Source organism: Dendrosporobacter sp. 1207_IL3150 (genome assembly GCF_036763085.1).
In the GTDB taxonomy this organism is placed as follows: Bacteria; Bacillota; Negativicutes; order DSM-1736; family Dendrosporobacteraceae; genus JBAIYU01.
The window spans coordinates 79843-104182 of sequence record NZ_JBAIYU010000022.1; the positions used below are offsets into that span (position 1 = coordinate 79843).

23 protein-coding genes are annotated in these 24340 nt (G+C 39.2%); all 23 read right to left on the reverse strand.

Features of this window, described 5'->3' with window-relative positions; translation table 11 throughout:
* Positions 1-2: 2 nt before the first annotated feature.
* Positions 3-2135, reverse strand: coding sequence for a BglG family transcription antiterminator (locus V6C17_RS12230; RefSeq protein ID WP_333522861.1), 2133 nt, complete (start codon positions 2133-2135; stop codon positions 3-5).
* 117 nt (positions 2136-2252) lie between these two features.
* A complete protein-coding gene (locus tag V6C17_RS12235; protein WP_333522862.1) occupies positions 2253-3653 on the reverse strand; it encodes a PTS mannitol transporter subunit IICB in 1401 nt (466 codons plus the stop codon).
* A gap of 295 nt (positions 3654-3948) precedes the next feature.
* A complete protein-coding gene (locus V6C17_RS12240; protein ID WP_333522863.1) occupies positions 3949-4695 on the reverse strand; it encodes a DUF169 domain-containing protein in 747 nt (248 codons plus the stop codon).
* A 182-nt stretch (positions 4696-4877) separates the two neighbouring features.
* On the reverse strand, positions 4878-5720 hold the full coding sequence (gene phnE / locus V6C17_RS12245) for a phosphonate ABC transporter, permease protein PhnE (RefSeq protein WP_333522864.1): 843 nt from the start codon (positions 5718-5720) through the stop codon (positions 4878-4880).
* Positions 5713-6483: a phosphonate ABC transporter ATP-binding protein gene (locus V6C17_RS12250; RefSeq protein WP_333522865.1), complete on the reverse strand. Its 771-nt coding sequence runs from the start codon at positions 6481-6483 to the stop codon at positions 5713-5715. Before V6C17_RS12250 ends, phnE begins: the two co-directional genes overlap by 8 nt.
* Positions 6484-6549: 66 nt before the next feature.
* Positions 6550-7431, reverse strand: a complete 882-nt coding sequence (gene phnD, locus V6C17_RS12255; RefSeq protein ID WP_333522866.1) for a phosphate/phosphite/phosphonate ABC transporter substrate-binding protein — start codon at positions 7429-7431, stop codon at positions 6550-6552.
* Positions 7432-7670: 239 nt separating this feature from the next.
* The gene (locus V6C17_RS12260) at positions 7671-8063 is read right to left on the reverse strand and encodes a hypothetical protein (RefSeq protein ID WP_333522867.1); all 393 of its coding nucleotides are present in this window, start codon (positions 8061-8063) and stop codon (positions 7671-7673) included.
* 88 nt (positions 8064-8151) lie between these two features.
* A complete protein-coding gene (locus V6C17_RS12265) occupies positions 8152-8706 on the reverse strand; it encodes a C40 family peptidase (protein ID WP_333522868.1) in 555 nt (184 codons plus the stop codon).
* 22 nt (positions 8707-8728) lie between these two features.
* Complete coding sequence (locus V6C17_RS12270) at positions 8729-8902, reverse strand: hypothetical protein (protein WP_333522869.1); 174 nt, start codon at positions 8900-8902, stop codon at positions 8729-8731.
* A 33-nt stretch (positions 8903-8935) separates the two neighbouring features.
* Positions 8936-12115, reverse strand: a complete 3180-nt coding sequence (locus tag V6C17_RS12275; protein WP_333522870.1) for an efflux RND transporter permease subunit — start codon at positions 12113-12115, stop codon at positions 8936-8938.
* Between the two features lie 11 nt (positions 12116-12126).
* Entirely contained in the window at positions 12127-13452 is a 1326-nt protein-coding gene (locus V6C17_RS12280; protein WP_333522871.1) for an efflux RND transporter periplasmic adaptor subunit, read from the reverse strand.
* A 29-nt stretch (positions 13453-13481) separates the two neighbouring features.
* Positions 13482-14768 carry a TolC family protein gene (locus V6C17_RS12285; protein ID WP_333522872.1) on the reverse strand — a complete coding sequence of 429 codons (1287 nt, stop codon included), beginning with the start codon at positions 14766-14768 and terminating at the stop codon, positions 13482-13484.
* Between the two features lie 53 nt (positions 14769-14821).
* The gene (locus V6C17_RS12290; RefSeq protein WP_333522873.1) at positions 14822-15091 is read right to left on the reverse strand and encodes a DUF2933 domain-containing protein; all 270 of its coding nucleotides are present in this window, start codon (positions 15089-15091) and stop codon (positions 14822-14824) included.
* Between the two features lie 249 nt (positions 15092-15340).
* Positions 15341-17740 carry a heavy metal translocating P-type ATPase gene (locus V6C17_RS12295; protein ID WP_333522874.1) on the reverse strand — a complete coding sequence of 800 codons (2400 nt, stop codon included), beginning with the start codon at positions 17738-17740 and terminating at the stop codon, positions 15341-15343.
* 30 nt (positions 17741-17770) lie between these two features.
* Positions 17771-18040, reverse strand: coding sequence for a metal-sensitive transcriptional regulator (locus V6C17_RS12300; RefSeq protein WP_333522875.1), 270 nt, complete (start codon positions 18038-18040; stop codon positions 17771-17773).
* Between the two features lie 191 nt (positions 18041-18231).
* Positions 18232-18720 (reverse strand): DUF6803 family protein, encoded by a 489-nt coding sequence (locus V6C17_RS12305; RefSeq protein ID WP_333522876.1) that lies wholly within the window; start codon positions 18718-18720, stop codon positions 18232-18234.
* 99 nt (positions 18721-18819) lie between these two features.
* Complete coding sequence (locus V6C17_RS12310) at positions 18820-20028, reverse strand: divergent polysaccharide deacetylase family protein (RefSeq protein WP_333522877.1); 1209 nt, start codon at positions 20026-20028, stop codon at positions 18820-18822.
* 170 nt (positions 20029-20198) lie between these two features.
* On the reverse strand, positions 20199-20933 hold the full coding sequence (locus V6C17_RS12315) for a SagB/ThcOx family dehydrogenase (RefSeq protein ID WP_333522878.1): 735 nt from the start codon (positions 20931-20933) through the stop codon (positions 20199-20201).
* A gap of 5 nt (positions 20934-20938) precedes the next feature.
* A complete protein-coding gene (hisIE, locus tag V6C17_RS12320) occupies positions 20939-21592 on the reverse strand; it encodes a bifunctional phosphoribosyl-AMP cyclohydrolase/phosphoribosyl-ATP diphosphatase HisIE (RefSeq protein ID WP_333522879.1) in 654 nt (217 codons plus the stop codon).
* Positions 21589-22347 (reverse strand): imidazole glycerol phosphate synthase subunit HisF, encoded by a 759-nt coding sequence (gene hisF, locus V6C17_RS12325; RefSeq protein WP_333522880.1) that lies wholly within the window; start codon positions 22345-22347, stop codon positions 21589-21591. The genes hisIE and hisF overlap by 4 nt, the downstream gene beginning before the upstream one ends.
* A gap of 4 nt (positions 22348-22351) precedes the next feature.
* Positions 22352-23080 (reverse strand): 1-(5-phosphoribosyl)-5-[(5-phosphoribosylamino)methylideneamino]imidazole-4-carboxamide isomerase, encoded by a 729-nt coding sequence (gene hisA, locus V6C17_RS12330; protein ID WP_333522881.1) that lies wholly within the window; start codon positions 23078-23080, stop codon positions 22352-22354.
* A gap of 45 nt (positions 23081-23125) precedes the next feature.
* The gene (gene hisH / locus V6C17_RS12335) at positions 23126-23728 is read right to left on the reverse strand and encodes an imidazole glycerol phosphate synthase subunit HisH (protein ID WP_333522882.1); all 603 of its coding nucleotides are present in this window, start codon (positions 23726-23728) and stop codon (positions 23126-23128) included.
* Between the two features lie 23 nt (positions 23729-23751).
* A complete protein-coding gene (gene hisB / locus V6C17_RS12340) occupies positions 23752-24339 on the reverse strand; it encodes an imidazoleglycerol-phosphate dehydratase HisB (protein WP_333522883.1) in 588 nt (195 codons plus the stop codon).
* Position 24340: the final 1 nt, after the last annotated feature.

The window sequence follows — 24340 nt, forward strand, 5'->3', positions numbered from 1 at the left end:
TGTCAACCCCCCAGTAAATTAGCTGATTTAGATTTATAAAAGCCTTGGTAAATATTGCTTATTTCTGAAATCGCTTCGCTGTAACCACTTAATAATACTTCTAAAAGCCCAGCTCTTTCAATTAACATTCTGCTTAGATAACTAATCGTCTCCATACCTTCTTTAGTGCAATTTTCGGGAGCGAGCATTACAACACCTAGTTTAGCTTCCTCTAACTCATTCCTACCATTTAAAAGATGAAGCTCTTTACCAATTCTCACTAAACCAAAGTGGAGCGATTGCACAGCATCTGTACGACAATGCAGCAAGATTAGCCTATGTCCAGTTATAAAAGTACTACCCTTCTCCTCCCTGCTCCTTAAGGCATCAGCTATTGCCTGTTGGTTTATGTGATCATTTCCGATTTGGTTGCTGAGCTTAGCAATTAAATCATCAATAGTTGAAGATTCGTTATCATCTACAATGAAGAAATTATCTAAAATCTGAATAACACCCTGATTATATTCATTTAGTAAGAGCAATTTATCTTTTAGCTTTAATGAGCTTTTTTTAGGAGCAATACTTGAAGTAGTTCTATTCTGCACAAGCTTTATCAGCTTATTTATTCTTTTTTTATCTTCTTCAAATAAGAGTGGATTTACTGTTACGGCTGGAATAATACAGTTATCGATGGTTACAGTTGCTATTATAAAATCAATATCTTGCTCTTGAAGCATGCCCTCTTCAATATACATAGTGGATATGATATCAACGACCTGTATATTGTCATACTCTTTTTCTATTCTTGTTGCAAGCAGCCTAGAGGTACCTATACCCGTTGAACAAGCTATAGCACACCTATAAATTGGTTTAGCAAACTTTTGGGAATTTTCTATAGCTGCTCCAAAATGCATTGCTATATAAGCAATTTCAGCTTCAGGCATTTTAATACCGATATTTTTTTCAATAACAACTGCACAATTTTTGCTAACTTCTATTAGATCTGGATAAAAAACTTTAATTTTTTCTAGTAATGGATTTCTAATTTCCAGATTCATTTTTAATCTACTTATTGCCGGCCCCAAATGATTTACCAAGCCGACTAATAGGCTATCATGTTGCGAGAGAAAATGTCCTGTCAATCTTTCTGCTACTTTTATCATTTCTCTTGAAAGTTTAACTAGCTCGAAATTTCCAATAGTTTTATTACTTGATTTAATAGAATCCGTTCGGTTCTTTGATCCTTTAAGGTGCATGGTAATATAGCCGACTTCATCTTCGGGAATTTCTATCGAAAAACTGTCGGCAGCACTTGCTGCAATATCTAATGCAATAGAAAACTCTGGGAGTTTTTTTAACTCGTCTAAGAATTCTTTTTCAATCTTAATTTCTTCCTTTATCCTTAATCTTTGAATGGCAAGTGCCAAATGCACGATTAAGCCTACATAAGCATTGTCAGTTAGCTTATGTCCCATTTTCCTTTCTGCCTCACGGATAGAGCTTTCTAACTTATATACTGATTGTGGTTCAATTAAATTTAGCAGCCTTCGTTTTGCTTGTAGATCTACGTCATTGCTTGGCTGGTTTGACCTATTTAGATTGCGGCGTATTATTCTAATAAGCTGGTCCTCATCAATGTTTTCATAAATAAAATTAATAGTTGCTTTTCTAAATTCAGTTTCTGATCCTTCCACATAAACCCCTAGACCCTGTTTTCGAATTAAATTAAGCCTATGAGTGGAAAACCACTGTTCAATTTTATCAAGATCGTTACTTATAGTACTTTCTGTAACTTTAAACAAAGCAGCAAAATTAAATAATTTTACTGGTTGCTGATTTTTTAACAATTCACTTATGATAAGAGTCTGCCGCGCCTTAGGAGAGTACGCTTCCTCTGTTCTGTCCTCGCACTGACTTTTGAGAAGCTCTTTAGCACTCGCAACATTTCCTTCAATTTTGATACCTAAACCAGTTTTTTTGCTAAGACTGCAGGCATTAGCTTCTAGCCAGCGTTCGACCTCATCCATTTCTCTTAAAACAGTTTTAGCACTTACACCTACATCTTTGGCAATAGACGATATGGTTATATAGTCTGGTTGACTGCAGAGCCTCTGCAATATATTTTTCACTCGCAAATTAACCTTATTTACCTGCAACTGCAGTCCCCCCCTTAACGCATATCACCGTATTCTTATACTTCCATTGTAATACAAATTTTAGATTAAATGGGTAACAAAGTTACCCATTTAATCTTTTTATAATTCTTATATCAGCTAAGCATTCTCTATTGCCCGTTTTACCAATTCGTCGTATTCTGGACTATTCATAAAATTCATTATAGATATATGTTCTGCTTTGGGAGCTTTTGCCTTAGCTCTTTCGGTTAACGATTGATGACTGACAACAATTTGAGCATCCATTGGAATATCTTCAATAGCGCAGTTTGTAACCTCTACATTAAGTCCAGCTTTTTTAAATTTATTTCTTAAATTTGTTGCTCCCATAGCGCTTGAACCCATTCCGGCATCACAAGCAAATACGATTTTGGTAATGCGAGTCTTTACTTGTACACCTTTTAACTCTTTTACCTTTTCTTTAGCATCTTCTAATTCTGTTTCGTCAATCTTATCATTAGCTCTTTTAACAAACACTGAGGCTACTAAGAAGCTTACAACCGTTGATACAAGTACTCCAGCTAATACACCTAAGTACCCTCCTTTAGGTGTCATGGCTAGGAGAGCAAATATACTGCCAGGTGATGGTGTTGCAACAAGTCCTGCTTTGAAAATTGTAAAGGTCAATACGCCACTTGCTCCACCACAGATTACTGCAATTAAGAGCATTGGATTCATAAGTACATATGGGAAATAAATCTCATGAATTCCGCCTAAAAAGTGAATAATTACTGCTCCAGGAGCTGATTGTTTAATCATTCCCTTTGAGAATACCCAGTACGCTAATAGAATACCAAGCCCTGGACCTGGATTTGTTTCCAGCAGGAAGCATATAGACTGCCCTAATTCTTTTGCCTGCTGTATACCGATCGGGCCTAACACTCCATGATTAATTGCATTATTTAAAAAGAGAATTTTGCCTGGTTCGATAAAGAGTGATGTTAAGGGAAGAATACCCGCATTTACAATTGCCTCTACACCGTTTTTCAGCATATTGTTTAGAGCTAATACGACAGGGCCTATAGATGTGTAACCTAATAGAGCTACAGCTGCCCCAATAATTCCTGCAGAAAAGTTATTTACCAGCATCTCAAAGCCAGTTGGAATCTTGCCTTCAATCCACTCATCAAAATGCTTAATTACAAACCCGCCTAGCGGTCCCATAATCATAGCACCAATAAACATTGGGATATCTACCCCGACTACTACCCCCATTGTCGCTATGGCGCCAAGTACGCCTCCTCTTGTGCCGCCAACTGCCTTACCGCCAGTATAGCCGATCAAAAGCGGCAGCAAGTATACGATCATTGGTCCTACAAGTTTACTAAGATACGCATTTGGTATCCACCCAGTAGGAATAAATAATGCTGTTATAAGTCCCCATGCAATAAATGCGCCGATGTTTGGCATAACCATGCCGCTGAGAAATCTGCCGAATTTTTGCACCTTTTCAGTATTACCCGTGTGAACAAACTTGGGCTGAATTTGTGCACTTGACATTTTCTTACCTCCCTATTATTTATTGCCGTGTCGGAATAATCTTTCTATTCCGTTAATTAAATTATAAATAGTAAGATGCAATCATTCAATTTGAAGATATATGGATTAGTCCATAGCCATTAATGACAAAACTGAATATCTAGCAATCATATAAACAAAACATGACACCATATTTTTTGCGCGAGCTGAAACCTATAATCACCACTAAAATAATCTATTTTCTTTTATATAAAAAAAGCCTCTATGCGGGCTTCGCATAAAAGCTTATGAAGTATTTTACATATAACAAACATATTTATTGCGGGTCAGGTATCCGCTTTCTGACTTTTAACCAATCATGCTTTTCCAAGAAACTGTCTGGAATATTTTCTTCCATAGACAAAAACATCGTATACGGAACAGTAAAAGATAGTATATCAGCATCAACCATAGGTCTAGCTGTTATATCTATCATTCCGACCACGGCTCTTGGTCTTGCCTGTTTGGACTCATGATGAGGCATAAGGCATATACTTTGGCAGCCAGCACCGAATGGAATTATGGCGTTATCGTTGCCTGGGCGATCATAATTTGCTAATACGACTAACGCAGATAATTGGTCTGGATTAGCGTAGATAGTAATTAGCTCTGGTTTTTCGTTAGACAGATCTACTAAGGATAACGGTTTAAAAATAACGTATTTAAACGGAAGGTCAGTATATGGCAAATTATCAGCAAAATCAGATCCAAGTTCTGGCGTTTTTATATAAGCCTCGCCTTCTGGATATCCCTCACCGCGACCAGTCGAAAGAAAGTACTCTATTCCACCCGGGAAATGGGGGTATGCATTGCCAAATCCTAGACCAACAGCACCTCCCAAACAGCCAGAAGTTGAGCGATCGAATACCGCAGTCCTCCCCTTTGCTGCTGCTGTTAACATAGCAATTACACAGCCACGCTTTCCTTCCTGAAACTGGAGTGATTCCATTGGCTTTTCGTCCGAAAAAAGAATTGCTATTGGAGAATACCGGAGTTTTAACTCACTAGCTAATCGGCTGTTCACAATAAGTCCCTCCTGTCATTTTAGTATATACATTCTACCAAAATTATCCAGAACCTTCTTGTGATAATAAGCATATATATGTGCTGAAACCTAACTAGCAGCATTTATAATGTACATATACCATAAAAATCATTAAGACATCTGCTAAATTAGCAGATGTCTTTTATCAAAAAATAGTTCCTCTATGATTTTCTCGGACCACTGCCTTCATTACCTGTTAGAATACGAGCACGAACATACTGTCCCATTAGCTCCAGTGTAATAACTAGCAGCAATATTGCAATAATTAATGTTGATACTTCATGATACATAAATAATTTCATGCTAATAATCAATTGAGTGCCAATACCACCTGCACCTACAAACCCAAGAATTGTAGCAGCTCTTAGGTTACATTCCCATCTAAACAATGTATATGACAAAAAGATTGATAGGCTCATAGGGAACCTGACAAAAATAAACTCCTGAAATTGACTACTACCACTTGACCGCACGGTCTCAATTAGTCTAGAATCCACCGCCTCAAACATCTCACTGTAAAGTTTTCCTAGAATTCCAGTACTATGAGCTGCAAGTGCTAATATTCCAGGGAACGGTCCTAACCCAACTGCTACAACAAATATTAGTGCCCACATTAGTTCCGGTATCCCCCGTAATAGACCTAACAAACTACGAACTGTATAGTATAGTATCCACCTTAGTGTCCATTCTGACATTCCCAGCCTTTTAAGAGTAAATTCTTCACCCTGAGGCCTAATAGACGCAATCGATAAAGGCAATGCAAGTACAATTGCTATTGCCGTTGATACAAGAGAAATCTCTACTGTTTCAATTAATAACTTAAAAGTTTGAAGTAAAAAAGCAGCGTCTGTTTCGATTGGCCATAGCCCAGTTAAAAACCTCTGAACTGCTTTTATATTCTTCGGTTCGAATAACACCCCAAGCGAAACACCTGTATCTATGCCGCTGTAAAAGATGCTGACTAATACCCCTAAAGTAATTATTAAGTTTAAGATATTATTCATTGGTGACCCCCATTTGGAGATCTTTATCATCCAGACGAGAATATGCACTACTTTGAGCAAATTCCGTTGGTTTCCCGTCAAAACAAATTTCGCCCTGCTCAAACATCAATATACGATCACAATGTTTTATTGCATGATCTAGCTGATGTAAATTCATGATAATAGTTTTTCCTTGATATTTTAAATCTTTAAATGCATTTATAATTAAATTTGCGGTTGCCGGGTCTACTGAAGCTATCGGTTCATCTGCAATAAATAAATCAGCCTTACTGTATAGAGCTCTAGCAATTGCAACCCGTTGCTGCTGTCCACCTGAAAGTTCCTGGCAGCGCTCATTTAGTTTATCGGCAATATTAAGTTTTTCTAGTATACTTTTGATTTCTCCAAGCTCTTCCCGATTCAAAAAAAATAGACGGCGTATAGTTTCTAGCCAGGAGACCTCAGACAATCTTCCGAGCATGACATTGCGGGCAACATCAAGACATGGTATTACATTATAATTCTGATACACAACAGAAATTTTTCGCCTAAGATTAGTCAGGCGCGCCCTTCTGATATTTGTCATATCTGTATCATAAATTATTAGTTCTCCATCTGTCGGAAAAATTGCTCCGCACAACAATCTCATTAGCGTTGTTTTTCCAGCACCGCTCTCTCCAACAATACCTACAAATTCCCCTTTACTTATCGTAAAATCAACTGACTTAAGACCTTGCCCATTAGAATATATTTTTGATACTTTTTTTGCGCTGATTATTTCCAAAAGCGATCACCTACAATAACATTCGTTATATTATGAAAAGGCAGGAGTAAGCCTCCTGCCTTCCTGCTATTTCTTTGGATTTAAGAGCCCTAATCGTTTAGCCTCTTGCTCTGCCTCCGCATAGGTTTCGTTGGAGACTTTTGCAAAACCTTCCGCCCTCATTAAATCGAGCAAAACAGGATCTTTCATCGTTAAGAAAGCATCGACAATTTTAGCCTCGAGCTGTTTATCCAAACTATCCCGAACAACCCAAGGATACCCTTCAACTAGATGCCTTTCTAACACTTTTATCTTAGCCTCATCTACCGTGTCCTTAGCTATAAGACGTTTTAAAATTCTCCCCTCAATGCCACCAGCATCAACTGCTCCATTCTGCACTGCCTGTGCCGTTGCATCATGTCCGCCTGTGTATACTACGTTTTTAAAATCATCAGGCACTTTAATGCCTGCCTTATCTAACATAACCCTCGGATAAAGCGACCCAGATGTAGAGCTGATATCACCAAATGCAAACACTTTACCTTTCAATTCTCCAACCGATTTTGTATCTTTTTCAGCTGGAGCGATTATTAAACTATAGTATTTAGTTGTTTTTGTTTCTTGATCAATCTCCGTTACAATGGGATGAATCTTCGCCCGCTGCTTTGCTTGAACATATGTAAGTCCACCGAAGTACGCAACATCCAGCTTATCATTAGCCATTGCTTCTACAACACCTGCATAGTCTGTTGCAACAAAAAGCTCTACAGGCATATTTAATTTCTCAGATAAGTATTTCCGAAAAGGTTCATATTGAGCTTTTATTTTGTCTGGTGCCTGATTTGGTACCAGTCCAACTCTTAAGGTATCTTGCTTGCCTGCTTTATCTGATGTGCTTGCTCCGCCACACCCAGCTATAACTAATGTAAGTACTAAAAATACCACAACCAACAAGCTATTAAATCTCATATAATCCTCTTCTCTCATATAACATTACCTATACTATTTTAGAACTACACAAGACTAGCGTCAATATAAATTCTATAGCCAATCAATATTTTATCTATGTCATATAAATATACCCTCGCTTTGCTAGGAATTTGCCCCATAGCTAAATAGGTTATTATATAGTTGCTTTTTAATGGCTAGCATTAGTACTAGTAACAAAAAAGGATGCCATAAGGCATCCTTTTTGATTTTTTGAAATATTAGTGATGAGAATTGTGTTCACTTGCAGTTGCTCTAGGTGCAGCATGATCGTGCTCACTCATATCAACCGAATTCACAAGGTCTAGCATAATTTTGTGAAGCTCTGCATCATTTTGCAGCATTTGTTTCATCATGACTTGCATTTCAGGTGTTTTCATCATATCTTTCATCATTCCCTGCATTTCAGGTGATTTCATCATCTCAACACATTTTGCAGGGTCTTTCATCATATCTCCCATAGCCTTTGCATCCATATGACCGCCCTGCATCATGTTATGCATCGCTGGTTTTTGCTCAGCGTTTTTCTCTGCAGCATTAACGCTATAGCCAAATCCAAAGGCAGAGACCGTTATAATACCGCCAATTACTAAAGCAGCAAATTTTTTCTTCATATTTATCATCCTTTCAACTTGTCTATATTTATACTATACAACATCTTTGTGAATTACTGATGATGAAATTGTGAAATAAGTATGAATTTTACAAAACCCTTTTGGAACCATAATATCTTTTAGCAAAATAATCTTCATTCATATCTGATATTGCTACTACCCCTTGCGAAAACGAAGTATGTATAAACTTGTTTTTCCCAATATAAATGCCAACATGTGATGCTCCAGGTTCGTAGGTTGTAAAGTATACTAGATCTCCTGGTTGTAATACAGTCTTTGAAATTGTCACACCGACTAAAAACTGAAGATCTGCCGTACGCGGTAGATTAACACCAGCTTGACGATAAACATATTGGACTAACCCTGAACAATCAAATCCTAGATTTGCTGAGGCGCCCCCCCAAACTACTGGTTTCCCTAACATACTCTGAGCAAATCCTACTATTTGGTTGACTTGAATACTCTGTGGCGTTATCGTTCGGGTATTAATAAGTACTTCATCATCTATCGGAATAGCTGCTCCAGTTATGAGCGAATCAAGTGATTGCAAAAAATCATTATAACCAGAGGGAGGGGCGGCGCTTACTATGTTTGCGCCGCCAAAGTATAGTGAAATAGCTATTGCAATGATTAATTTTTCCATTTGCTCCCTCCGATAATAAAAACTATTGTTTATTATGTTCTTTCATCTGTTCTGGAGTATGGCTGGTATGGTCCATATTCTGGGTAGCAGGCTTAGTAGTTGCAGGTGAGGACTTTTTATCGGTAGAGCCACATCCTGCAATAAATACTACCGCCAACGTTACTAGGAGAATAGCAAAAAGCATTTTGTTTTTCATATTTCCTCCAATAAACTACGAATTTTGACGAGACTAATTAGCGATATCTTGAACTTGGGCAGGTTCAGCTGGTTTACGTTTGCGGTCATTCCAAATATAATAAATGCTTGGTAATACCACTAGTGTCAGTACTGTTGAAGTTACTAGTCCACCGACTACCACTGTTGCCATTGGACGCTGAACTTCCGCTCCAGTACCTGTAGCAAAGATCAGCGGTAATAACCCAAGACTTGCGACAAGCGCTGTAATCATTACAGGTCTTAGACGAGTAATCGCCCCCTCAATAATGGCTTCCTCTAATGACTTTTTATCCATTAGCTTCTTGATATAGGTAACCATAATAACTCCATTTTGGACGGCTATACCAAACAGCGCAATAAATCCAACTGCTGCGGCTACTGTCAAGTACATGTCAGCCATATAAATAGCCACTATGCCACCTACCAGCGAGAACGGGATGTTAAGCAGTATCAACAGCGCATCACTAGCTGAGTTAAACGTCATATACAAGAGGAAGAAGGTCAAAACAATCACAAGTGGTACAACTAAGGCTAAACGGTTTTTAGCGCGTTCCTGATTTTCGTATTGTCCGGTCCATTTAATTAGATATCCAGGTGGTAAATCAACTTTTTCTTTAATGGCTTTATTAGCTTCATCAACAAAGCTTACAACGTCACGGCCACGGCTATTAAGCTGGATTATAACACGATAAGCTCCATTTTCACTACTAATCATGGAAGGACCATCTACTACTTTAAACTGAGCAACCTCACCTAACGGAACATATGCTCCCGGTGGTGCAGCATTAGCACTCAGTGAAGCTCCCCCCATGCCGCCCATACCACCGCTGCTTAAAGCTTTAGCACTACCTCCGGAAGATACAGGAATAAGAATGTTTTTCATGGCATCAATATTCTCACGGCTGTCACGATTATAGCGCAGCATTACATTGAAACGCTTTCTTCCTTCAATTGTTGTAGTGGCATTTCTACCACCGATAGCAAGTTCTAGAGTATCTTCTACTTCATTGATATTCAGTCCGTACCGAGCGGCTTTTGTACGATCGATGTTGATTTCTAGATATGGTGCACCAAATATTCGCTCAGCTAATAGATCGCTAACTCCTGGTATCGTAGCTAGCACCTTTTCGATTTCAAATGCCTTTTGCTGCAGAACTTTTAAATCTTCACCATAAAGCTTAATACCAAGATCAGTACGAACACCCGTTGTGAGCATAGAGAGTCTACCTGCAATTGGCTGAGTTAAAGCCATATTTAACCCTGGCAGCTTAGAGAGTTCAGCCATCATGTCTTGCTCGATATCGGCTTTTGTTACCCCTGGTCTCCACTGGTCTTTGGGCTTTAAGGTAACAATGGTTTCAATCATATTTATTGGAGCGGGGTCCATGGCCGACTCGGCCCGACCGACTTTACCGACCGACATTTCAACTTCAGGAACTTTCATTATGACTTTATCCATTTTCTTTGCAGATTCTACTGCTTCAGTCAGCGAAACACTTGGCAGCATTGTCGGCATTACAAGATAAGTTCCTTCATCAAGTGCCGGCATAAATTCTGTACCAATAAGCGGAAGCAAGGCAAATCCAGCTAGCATAACTACTAGCGCAATAGCTATTGTAGCCTTGCGATATTGTAGCGATTTTTTGAGCATTGGCACATATAAATGATGAAGTTTTTCGACAACCCATGTATCTTTCTCTTGTATCTTACCCTTTAGTAACAGCGTGCAAAGCACAGGTACTATGGTAAAGGCTAAAATTAATGAACCTGTCATAGCAAATGTTTTAGTCCACGCCATCGGGGTATACATTTTACCCTCAGTACCAGTCATAGTGAACACTGGTAAGAATGTAACAATGATTATTGTAATTGAGAAGAATATCGGCGCAGCCACTTCTTTAGCAGCTTCCATTGTAACATCTATAATATTTCTTTTACCGCCATCTTCAGCTAGATGCCTGTAAACATTCTCAACCATAACGATAGCAGCATCCGTCATAACCCCGATACCAATTGCAATACCACCAAGTGACATTAAGTTAGCTGACAAATTAATCTCTTTCATAAAGATAAAAGCAATTAAAATACCAATCGGTATTGCACTTGTCACAATAATACTAGAACGGAAGTTGCCAAGGAAGGCTAATACGATTATAGAGACTAAAATAAATTCTTCAATTAGTGCCCTATTAAGCGTATTAACTGCCTTTTTAACCAGATCAGTTTGATCATAGAACGGTACTATTTTCATTCCTGCAGGCAGAGTTGGCTGGATTTCATCGATTTTAACTTTAACTTGATCTATTACATTAATTGTGTTTTCACCCATGCGCTGGACGACTATACCGCCTGCTGCTTCATAACCAGACTTAGTAAGAACACCACGGCGGAAATCAGGACCTGCTACAACTTTTGCAACATCTTTAACGTAAATTGGGACATTGTTATTTTGAGTGATAACAATATTTTTAATATCGTCAATTGACTGTACTAGACCTAGACCACGGATAACATACTCCTGACCGTTTTGTTCAACAACTTTAGCACCAATATTAGAGTTGTTAGCTCCTACGGCGCTAAATACTTGCCCGACACTAACACGGTTTGCTTTCATTAAGCCTGGATCTAAGTTTACTTGGTATTGCAGTACGTATCCGCCAATACTCGCTACTTCAGCTACACCGGGAACTGCGCTTAATTGAGGCTTTATTAAAAAGTCCTCCATTGTTCTAAGTTCGGCGAGATTGTGCTTATCGCTCTCAATAGTGTACATAAATACTTGTCCCATTGGCGTACTAGCTGGCCCTAATGCTGGCTGAACACCTCTAGGAAGCAGCGGAATAGCTTGCTGTACTTTTTCGTTTACTACTTGACGGGCAAAATAGGTATCTACACCGTCTTCAAAGATTACGGTTACCATCGAAAAGCCGAATGAGGACGAACTTCTGACATCTTTAACTTTCGGCAGGCCTCTCAGTGCTGTCTCTAGTGGGTAAGTTACCTGATCCTGCACTTCCTGAGGACCGCGCCCCATCCAGTCAGCATACACTAAAACCTGGTTTTCACTTAAATCAGGAAAGGCATCTATTGGCGTATCCTTAACAACAAAAACACCCCATAGCGCGATAAGAACAGTTAAAATTACTATAATTACTCGATTCTTTAGTGAGAATTCGATCAACTTATTTAGCATGCCAATCCTCCTTAGTGACCACTATGGCCATTGTGTCCGCTATGATCACCTTGTGCTGCTGGAGCAGTCGGATGCTGTTTTATAGGTGTATTTGCTGCAGGTGTGTTAGGTGCTGTGCTGGCAGGAACTTGGTTTGACTTGCTTCCCCCATGGCCGCCGTGCCCTCCGTGGCCACCGAATCCGCCAAGCTGTGTTTGTGAATCAATAAGAAATGTTGCAGCTGTTACAACAGTTTCTCCCGGCTGCAAACCAGATAAAATTTGGATAAATCCTCCGGCTTCTTTACCTACAACTACATCTCGTTTAGCAAAGGTATCCTCACCTTGAGCAACATAAACCACCTGTCTAGTACCTGTATCAAGCAAGCTAGATTCAGGTACAACCAAACTCTCGCCTAGCGGTGTATTAATAACAGCATCGACAAACATGTTGGGTTTTAGCACCCCACCAGGATTTGCCATCTCTACTCTGACTTTTACAATGCGGCTGCCATCGTCTAGTACTGGATTGATAAACGTTATGCGTCCTGTGAACTTTTCGCCAGGGTAAGCAGTACTTGAAACTACTACTTCTTGTCCGACTTTTACACTAGATAAATCTTTTTCATATATATCTGCATACATCCAGACAGTAGACAGGTCCGACAGCGTAAATAACTTATCACCTGGCATTATATAACCGCCCGGGAGTAAAAGTTTTTCGAGAACGGTACCCCCAAATTGCGCGCGTACCAGCATATGAGTATTGGGCTGGCGTGTATGTTCAAGATGGGCTATATCATCTGATGGTACACCTAGTAGTTCAAGCTTGCGTTTTGCCGCTTGCAATAGTTTGTTATTCAGTTGAGCAATATCCTTACTTGCTCCGCGCAGTTTATTAACAGTATCTATTGCTAGAAGATATTCTTCTTGGGCTGCTATATAAGTAGGGCTATATACTGCTGCGATAGCCTGTCCAGGGGCAATATAATCTCCATCAGCATTTATATAGAGTTCATCTATCCGGCCCTCTACTCGAGACGTTATATAAGTACGACCACTTTCATTAAATGCAACTTTGCCTGTTGTTTTAATTTCTTTATTTAACTGCTTTGAGACTACTTGTGAAGTTTGGACTCCTGCAAGCTGCCTGGCTTTTGCATCAAGTTTTACAACATCGCCCGCTACTTCTACCGAGCTAGGACCTTGGTGTGCAGAGTGATCAACCATCGCAGGCTTCTTATGATAATAGGTATAATAGCCAAATGAACCTGCTACAAGTGCACCTAATACCGCACCCACTAACAGCCGCTTCTTAGTAGTTGTGTCTCCTAATTTTGAAAGTAAGTTATCTAACATACTGGCCCCCTTATTCTATTTTGTAGTTTTTACAAGCTGCCAACAAGTGGCTTTCCTATTGCTTTTTCTAAGTTGGCTATAGCTTTTTCATAATCAACTTTTGCTTTGTAATAACCAAGCTTGGCGTTTCTAAGGGCATTTAGACTGTCGAGTACAGCCATAAAGTCTACTTTGCCATTTGTATATCCTACAACTCCGGCTTGATAAGTCTGCTCTGCTTGAGGAATCACAGTACTCTTAAATAACTCGACCTGACGCCAGGATGACTGCGCTTCAGTTAAGGCCATCTGAACATCAAGTGATGTCATGTTCTCCATATTATTAAGCGAAGCTTGCGCTGCCTCTAAGCCAGCCGATGCAGATTTAATTTGAGCACTATTTTTGTCCTGCCAGATAGGCAGCATTACCATAAAGCCAACTTTCCAATTATCTGGCTTAACAGGCATCATTTCTTCCTGCTTGTAAGTCTTATATCCAAGCTGTAATTCAAAATCTGGTAGCTGCTCTTTTTTAGCCAGGTTTATACCATTTTGAGCCATTTCCACTTGGCTTTTCATTCCAATTAGGGCAGGTCTAGTTTCTGATGCTGTTTTTTGCAGTGATGCTAGGTTGAAATTAGGCGGAGGCGAGTTAAATTCTTCTTGGGCTGTAAAAGGTGTATCAGTTGCCCTTGCCATTAAAACGTTTAGCTTGGCCTTAGTGACAGCAAGCATTGCTGCCATATCGACTAAATCTGTAGTCATTTTAGAAAACTCTGTTTGCGCCTTTAATGAATCTTGTAGTGAGACCATCCCAGTAGAATAGTTAACTTGAGCAATTTGCGTAAGCTGCCCCATAAGCTGTTGGTTTTCTTTTTCAACTTCTAAGGCTTTAGTTGCATAAAGAACATCGTAGTACGCTTTTTTCGCCTCACTATATAATTCAATACGCTTGTCATTATAAGTTTGTTTAGCCATTGCTGCCTCATTAGCTGCCATCTTTCCCATCAAATTAACTTTAGATGGGTTCATTATTTCCTGGCTAATTGTAAACTCTGTCATCATGCCTTTGAGTGGATCTAATGTGCTTGTTGGTATATCATCCTTCATTATTCCAAGTTCTGGATTAGGCTGTGCTTTTGCTATAGGAATACTTTTTTCCTTTACTTCCCATTGCTTCTGCATTTCAATAACTGATGGATTTTTACTAACCGCTGCTGTAATAGCCTCCTGTAAATTCAGAGACTGAACAGTATTTGCAGTAACGACGGTTGTATTAGCTGCAAGAATAGAAACTACTGAAAAAATTGATAAGTACCTCTTATAATGTTTCTTCACTAAATTCCCCCCTAAGATTTAAATAAAATTGCTGAAATTTTAGTTTTGTTATTTCAGCTACTTTCATCGGTTGCGTCAGTATTTGCATGTTTTACGAGACCACGCTTCATTATAAAGTGCATAACGGGACATATCAGTAGCAGAATGAAGTTTGCTGTGCCCGTATAGCCAAATGCAGGCAGTAAAACTGCAAGTATTAAAGGGGTAATACAGCATAATATCATCAAAAGGATATGTTTACTTTTTTCACTATGCTGATTTCCCGCTAAACTCTGGTTAACTGTATCGATTTCTTCTATAATATTTCCTAGCTGTCTTTTCATCTTGAATACCTGCCTTACTGGCTATTTTTAGATATCGTACCTTATAAATGTGAAAAAGCTATGAAGTAAATGTGAATAAATTATGAATTTTTTGGCAAGGGAAAATACATGTTACAAATCATCTAGGAATGTTATCGCTACATCCTCGCGAACTTGAAGTTATAATTTCTGATAACAAAAAAGTAGATCCCCCGTAGTAAACGGAAAACCTACTTTTTAAAATGACTGATTTATATTATTAATTTATTATCACGGTTTGAAATTTTTCAACCTTAGAGCATTCGTCACAACTGAAACTGAACTAAAGGCCATCGCACCACCTGCTAAAACTGGTGATAAGTAGCCCGCCGCCGCAATGGGAATGCCAAGGGAGTTAAAAATTAAGGCCCAAAACAGATTTTGCTTAATGTTACGCATTGTTGCTTTACTTAATTTAATGGCTGCTACTATACCGCGAAGATCTCCACGCATTAACGTAATATCAGCAGCTTCTATAGCTACATCTGTACCTGTGCCAATAGCAAAACCGACGTCAGCAGTTGCCAAAGCTGGTGCGTCATTGATACCATCTCCTACCATGGCAACGACTTTGTTTTCTTTTTTCAGTGCTATAACCTTTTCCGCTTTGTTTTCCGGCAAGACTTCAGCCATAATGTTTGTAATTCCAACCTGCCCAGCAATCGCTCGTGCTGTCCGCTCATTATCCCCGGTAATCATCCATACCTCTAACCCAAGTTCCTTTAACTCTTTCACCGCCGCTGCTGAGTTTTCTTTAACTGTGTCGGCAACTGCAAATAAACCTGCTATCTGATTATCAATAGCCATAAGCATTACCGTCTTGCCTTGTTCTTCCATCGCTTCTATTTTGGCTATAATACCTGAAATTTCGATACTGTGGTCTCGCATAAGTTTGCGGGTACCCATATATATTTTTCTATTATTTATTACTACTTCTACACCATGACCAGGTATAGCTTTGAATGCATCAGGATCACTTATAGCTATTCCCTGAGCTTCACCATATTTCACTATCGCTTGAGCCAATGGATGTTCAGAGTTTTTTTCCGCCTGCACAGCTAACTTTAATAGTTCAATATCAGGAGTATTATCCAGCGAAATTATATCAGTTAAATCAGGCTCACCTTTAGTAATAGTACCTGTTTTATCTAAAACAATTGCAGTTAAACGATGGGCATTTTCTAAATGCTCAGCGCCTTTAATTAAAATTCCATGTTCAGCGCCTTTACCTGTACCAACCATAATGGAAGTAGGAGTGGCTAATCCTAGTGCACACGGGCAAGCTATTACCAGGACCGCTGTAAAGTTAACTAATGCTCTAGAAAAGTTCCCGGGATCAAACATAAAGTACCAGGCCGCAAACGTCAGTACAGCAATTGCAACTACAGTAGGGACGAAATATCCTGATACTATATCAGCAAAGCGCTGAATAGGAGCTTTTGAACCCTGTGCTTCTTCTACTATGCGTACAATTTGGGCAAGAGCAGTGTCTTTTCCTACCTTAGTTGCTCGAAATTTAAACGTCCCTAGTTTGTTTATTGTAGCTCCAACTACTTCATCATTCAACTTCTTATCTACAGGAAGGCTTTCACCTGTGAGCATAGACTCGTCTACAGTTGAAGTCCCTTCCACAATTATTCCATCGACAGGGATTTTCTCTCCTGGCCTTACGACAATGATATCACCTAAAATTACTTGTTCAGTTGGAATATCAATTTCTTTGCCATCACGAACTACTCTAGCAGTTTTTGCCTTTAACCCCATAAGCGCTTTTATAGCTTCAGAAGTGCGTCCTTTAGCCGTAGCTTCAAGCAGCTTACCTAAAATAATTAATGTTATTAAAATTGCTGAAGTTTCAAAATATAAATCAGGTGAACCGGTTAAGACGTTATAAATGCTGTAAAAATATGCAGCAGACGTTCCTAGGGCAACGAGAACATCCATATTGGAACTGCCATTCTTCAAGGCTATAAACGCACCCTTGTAAAATTGCCACCCTGCTATAAATTGAACTGGTGTAGCTAGTATTAATTGCAGGTAAGGATTCATAAGGATATGGCTGATATTCTCCGCTGCCTTGAAAAAGTGCAGTACCATAGCCAATAGCATAGGAAATGATAGTACCGATGACAGTATCAAGCGAAACCTTTGGCTGGATATTTCATTTTTCCTAGCCTTCGTTTCACGATCAGTATCTGCTTCATCTTCTAAATTGTGTGCTTCAAACCCCATTTTACTTACCATTTCTTGAATCTTACTTTGGGTGATATCACTTGAATTAAATTCGATAGTAGCTTTTTCGGCAGCAAAATTTACTGAAACGTCATATATACCTGGTGCCTTCTTTAAACCGCGCTCAATCCGATTCGCACAAGCAACACAACTCATGCCTGAAATTTTATAGTCAACTTTGTCTTTAATAATTTGAAACCCCAGTGATTCAACTTTATCTTGAATGTCTTTTAATTTAATTTTGGAATTATCATAGGTAATTGTTGCTTTTTCAGCAGCAAAATTTACTACCGCTTTTTCCACACCTTGAAGTTTGGATATGCCTTTTTCAATACGATTTGAACAGGCAACACATGACATACCTCCGATTTTTAAGGTATCTGTTTTTATATCTGGCATTATAATCACGCCTTTCTAGTTGATTTTATATTATCGGCTAAACTGCTTTAGCACACTAAGAAGCTCGTCAATACTCTCTTCTGCACGGTTTTCCTTAATAGCTGTGACGACACAGCTTTTGGCGTGGCTTTCCAGTATAATTAAGGCTACGCGGTTAAGCGCCGCCCGAGCAGCTAATATTTGCTGTACGATATCCACACAATAACGGTCATCTTCAAGCATCTTATCTATGCCATTAACTTGACCGGCTACTTTTTTTAGCCTTTGTCTCATATCGCTTTTCTCTTTTTCCGTTAACATCTCGCGCCTCCCTACTATACCCCCGTGGGGTATACAGTAATTATATTTCATTTTATTAATGTCCGTCAATAGTATTAGCCTTTTCCAATATCTCATAACAAACCCGACAGGGATATAAAAACAATACCTAACGCCATTACTGCTGCTAATAAGTAAAAAGTCTGCCCTTGAAAGGACAGACTTTTTACTTATTAGTGATTATGCATTATATTAGAACCGCTAGAGTTCCAACCTAAAATCTGCGGATCTAGCATTCCGAATACCATAGCAACGTGTGCTACAACAAGGAATATTGTCAAAAGTATAAAATGTAATTTCATCTTTTCTTCGTCGGTTTTTCTTGAACCTATTACCCCTAGCTCCAGGAGCGCTATAGCGAATAACGGTACTACACCTGCTAGGTAAGAACCAACAGCCAAAATATCAGCCGGACCACGCCACTCTATGTTCGGAACAACGCTAAAGCTAAGTTGAAGAAAAATACCCATAAAATAAAAGCCTAGAATTATGCCAAGCCACTTATTTAGTGTGCGTAAAGCACCGGATTTCAGATGATGAAACACTACGAAAAATTCTGTTGCAACAAGAGCTTCAGCTAGTGCTACAGGAATAACCATATATATTATCAAGTTCCATGGCTGATTTACTGCTAATAACTCCATATAATGTGTCATACTCATAACCATTCCCCCTTATTTGTTCTGACTTAAATATAACAAACAAATGTGAAAAAGTTATGAAGACATTATGAAGAAATTGTGAAGAATTAAAGTTTTAATTTATTTCAGCAGCTTAGACGCAAATACTAGTCTTATCCCGCTAGCTTCTAATTCCGGTATCATCTCTGTTATAGCTTTGGCCGTATTTATTCTTGCATGACCAATCGCTATTGCATTGCCGTAACGACCAGCTATTTGACCAGCACTGCGCAGCTGTTTTTTTATTGCATTAACGTCATCTTCATTATCAAGAAATATGTTATTTTCACCTGTTTTAACTCCCAGCTGCCTAGCTGTAGCAAAAGCCACCGATTCACTGTTAGTACGGCTGTCAATAAAAAATAAACTATTGTTTTTTACTACTTTTATTACATTAAGCATAACCCGCTTAGCTGCCGTAGCTCGTGATCCTTGATGATTATTTACTCCGATGATGCCAGGAACCGCTTGTATGGCCTTAGAGGCAAAAGCTTGGATATCAGAATCAGTCATATTAACTGTAATGGTCTTTTCCTCGGATTGCTCAGATGAAGCCAGCGGCTCCATTGGTAGATGTAATATTACTTGCTTTCCTGAACTAAGCCCCCTCGTAGCCGCTTCATTACTGTATGGCCGATATGGGATTACAGCAAAAGTTAAGGGCTTATTTATGTCAGTAAAGGCACCTATTACTTCCTTGGTATAGCCAAAATCATCAATTACTATTGCTAACTCGCCGCTTATTTTGACATTTTCTTTAGGTATTGTCGTTTTTTCCCGGGAAATAATTATTTTATCAGTTACAATAGTAACTGGCTCGCCGCCCAAATTATCTCTAATACCTATATCCATTCTTATTATTGGTAAGCCCATATAATGATCAGGCTGGGAAGATAACACCTCGCCACCTGCTGTTTTTACTAAAGCTGTTAAATCATTCTTAATCGTCTCAATTGTCGTATCAGAAGTCTTTTCTATAGATAACTCCCTATAGTGCCAACGTATTTTTCCTTCAACACCAGTGCGGGGAACTTCCTTAACTTCTTCTTTATTATGCTCTGCAGTGACTCTATGCTTGCTTAACGCATTATCAACAGCCGCGTGAACTTTATGTGAAGCTTTAGAAAAATCTGCCGTTGAAGCTGCCCCGCTCTTCTCAATATCAAAGCGCTGCCGATTATTATCAGTCTTATTAGTACCATAAAAATATAACACTGCTATTATTAACGCAGCTATAGCAGCAATCCATAGATATTTGTTACTCTTTTTGTTACTTTTTTTCTTTGCCATTAACAATACCCCGTAAAATTCTATTGTTCTTAATCTTCTTCAAAATAGTAGTTTTACTATTCTTAAATTTAAATTAGCATATACTGAAATAACACGAGAAGCTAGTCTACTCGTTAGATAGTGAAAAAACCCGCGATGAAAGCCTGCTTCCACCACGGGTTATATATTAGTTACTTACCAACTGTGGCTGCATAAATAACAAATTGCTCTTGTCCGTCAATACCTAGTATTTGATTGATCTGCTCATCATCAAAAGCAGCAATCGCGCAAGCGCCGCAATTTAGTATCCGAGCCGTCAGATAGAGATTTTGGCAAACATGACCAGCGTCAAGATGCAAATATCTATAACCTCGCTCTCCATATCGCCAGGTCATACGAGCGGTTACCGCCGTCCAAATAAAGGTCACCGCACTTTTTTTAACTTGCTGCTGATTTAATAGTGCAGCAGTTACTTCATCAGTAATATTATCTGCAGTAGTTATTTCAATAAGCTTGTGATCTATTGCTAAAAAACGATATAAGCCCGGCTTTAAGCCCTCAACATTATTTACAAGCAAATAGGTTTCAAAGGCATGCCTAGCTCCTGCTGAAGGAACTGTTCTAAAGGTTGCTGAATCCGGCATGACTAATTTTACGCCCTGTGTACACCATAATAGTTGTGATAAATTTGCTAAAGTTATCGGCTCATCGCTATACTTCCTTGAAGTTGACCTCATCTCAACTAATTCTAGAAAATTAACATTGGTATCAGGTAGAAGGTCTGGTTCCGGAAGTTTTATTATATTTCCTGTACTGTCAAATGGCAGTTCCAATTCTGGCTGAGTGTGCCCTTGAGATTGACCGGTACCTTCTAAGTATGCATAGCGTGTACGTAACATAAATTCTTTACCAACTGTATTACCCATTAAAACTACTTCCTCCGTTTCTGCAATTCCTCCAACAGCTCGCTTGGACTAACATCATGGTGAGCTAATAGCACAAGACAGTGATACCAAAGATCAGCCATCTCGTATAACAGTTCACCTTTATCATTGTTTTTCGAAGCAATTATTGTTTCTGCAGATTCCTCGCCAACTTTTTTTAGAATTTTGTCCTGCCCTTTATCAAACAAGTAGTTTGTATAAGAACCTTCTTTAGGATTTGTTTTACGATCCATAATTACATTATACAACTCATGCAGTACAGTTGACAAAGATTTACCATATACTTCTTCGGCATTAAATAATTTTTCGCTACTACTTTCAGTTTCACCCAGTCTGCGGCTAAAACAAGAGAAGGTTCCTTCGTGACAGGCAGCACCTGACTGCTCTACTTTGACTAGCAGAGTGTCTGCATCACAATCATAATACATTTCTAAAACTTTTTGAACATTTCCTGATGTTTCACCTTTTTGCCAGAGTGATTTACGGCTGCGACTATAGAACCACGTCACCCCTGATTGTATCGTCTTGGCAAGAGCTTCTTTGTTCATATAGGCCAGCATTAAAACTGTATTTGTAGTATTATCCTGAATTACAGCTGGGATAAGACCGTTTGAATCGAATTTAATATTATCTATGTTCATAGCCGTACCTCCACCCCACGTGATTTAAGATATTCTTTAACTTGTCGTACAGTGAATTGGCCATAATGGAATACCGAAGCGGCCAGTACGGCGTCAGCTTTTCCAGCTGTTAAAACATCATAAAAATGTTCCATTTCACCCGCACCGCCTGAAGCAATCACTGGTACGTTAACAGCTTCTGAAACAGCTCTAGTCAAGGCTATATCGTATCCATCCTTGGTGCCATCCTTATCCATGCTTGTCAATAGTATTTCACCTGCGCCAAGTTCGGTACCTTTCTTAACCCATTCTAAAACGTCAAGGCCAGTAGGCGTACGTCCTCCATTAATGTAAACTTCCCATTTATCCTGTCCAGTCTGCCGAGCATCAACTGCCAGTACAATACATTGACTGCCATACCGCTGAGCACCTTCAGCAATAATAATGGGGTTCTTAATCGCAGCAGTATTTAAAGAAACTTTATCGGCACCGGCTTTTAGCATGCGGCGAATATCTTCTGACGTTCTGATGCCGCCCCCAACGGTGAATGGAATAAATACTTGCGAAGCCGTCTGCTGAACAACCTGCACCATAGTATTTCGTTCTTCATAAGAAGCTGTTATATCTAAGAAAACTAATTCATCTGCAATTTCTTTATCATAAATATTCGCAAGCTCAACAGGATCACCCGCATCTCTAAGGCCGACAAAATTAGTGCCTTTAACAACTCTCCCATCCTTAACATCAAGACAGGGGATTATTCTCTTAGTATACATGAGTTCACACTCCTCTAGCCTCTCTTAGGGCCTCCTGCAGACTTAGACTGCCTGTATAAATGGCCTTACCAACAATTACTCCCTCGATACCATCCTGCGCTGCTTCTCTAACGGCTATAATATCTGCAATACCACTTACGCCGCCTGAGGCAATTATAGGAATACCAGCAACACGAGCTAGCGATGCAGTAGCTGGAACATTAACTCCCGAAAGAGTCCCATCCCTAGATATATCAGTATATATAATGCGAGCTACGCCAACATCAGCCATTCTTTTAGCCAATTCTACCGCACTTATTCCACCGGTAACACCCCAGCCATCTACGGCTACCTCACCATTGCGGGCATCTATGCCAACTACGATTTTACTATCAAACTCTCTGCATGCAGCCTTTACAAGCTCTGGCTGTCTTACGGCGATTGATCCCAGTATGACCCTGTCTATACCTAACAAAAGCAGATTTTCTATATTTTCGAGGGTTCTTATTCCGCCCCCTAACTGTACCGGAATACTTACACTATCAACAATTGCTTTAATGGCGTCCAGATTAACTGATTTACCAGCTAAAGCTCCATCTAAATCTACAACGTGCAAGTACTCTGCACCTTCATCTGTCCAACGTTTAGCCATATCTGCCGGATTATCAGCAAAAATTGTTTCTTGATCAAACCGTCCTTCAGTTAGACGAACACACTTGCCGCCTCTTATATCAATAGCTGGAAAAATAATCATGTAAGTCACTCCTTGTTACCGCAAAAAGCTATTCAAAACTTTTTATTATATTTTTATAAAATTTTGTAAAATCTCCATACCAACAGTACTTGATTTCTCAGGATGAAACTGCACAGCCTGAATATTTCCTTTTCCCACAGCAGCTGTAACAGGCCCACCATAATCAGTAACGGCGGTAACAATATTATCTTCAAGCGGTACAGCGTGATAGCTGTGCACAAAATAGACATACGATTTTGGATGCAGCTCGCTAAACAACGGGCTTGTACTGCGCATTTCTAAACTATTCCAACCCATATGCGGGATTTTTAAATTAGGAGCAACTATCCTTTTTACCTGGCCAGGAAAGATTCCCAAGCCCTGAACACCAGGGTTTTCTTCACTTCCCTCAAATAAAAGCTGCAGCCCAAGACATATTCCTAAAAAGGGTGTACCTTTTTCAATCACCGTTTTAATTACAGGAATTAATCCCGAATCAGAAAGATTCTTCATACAGTCGCCAAAGGCTCCAACCCCTGGCAACACAACTTTATCTGCTTTTGCGATTGTCTCAGAATCGCTAGTAACAACCACTTCAGCTCCCAATTTAACAAACGCTTTTTCAACGCTATACAGATTGCCCATTCCATAATCAATTATCGCAATCATCTTAATTCCTCCGTAATCGCTCTTTATAGCGTTCCTTTTGTCGACATAACACCAACAATTCGTTCATCTTTACGCGTTGCTTCATCCAAAGCGCGGCCTAATGCCTTAAAAATAGCTTCGACTATATGATGAGAATTTTTTCCTGATAGTAATTTAATGTGCAATGTCAGACCAGCATTAAAAGCCAGTGCACGTAAAAATTCTTCAGTCATTTCACTATCATATGTTCCGATATTTTGCGAAGGAATAACAACATCATAAACTAAAAACGGACGGCCACTGATATCAAGAGAAACCATAGCCAAAGCTTCATCCATAGGTACAAAAGCTGTCCCATAGCGTTTTATCCCGGCTTTATCCCCTAATGCTTTTGACAGGGCCTGCCCTAAAGCGATACCGATATCCTCAATGGTATGATGACAATCGACTTCTAAATCACCGTCACAATTGACTGTTAGATCAAATAAACCATGCTTTGCAAATAACACAAGCATATGGTCGAAAAAACCTACCCCTGAGTTAATTACCGATTTTCCATTTCCGTCTATATCAAACTGCAGCTTTATATCTGTTTCTGCTGTTTTACGAGCTATTTGAGCCGACCGAATCATA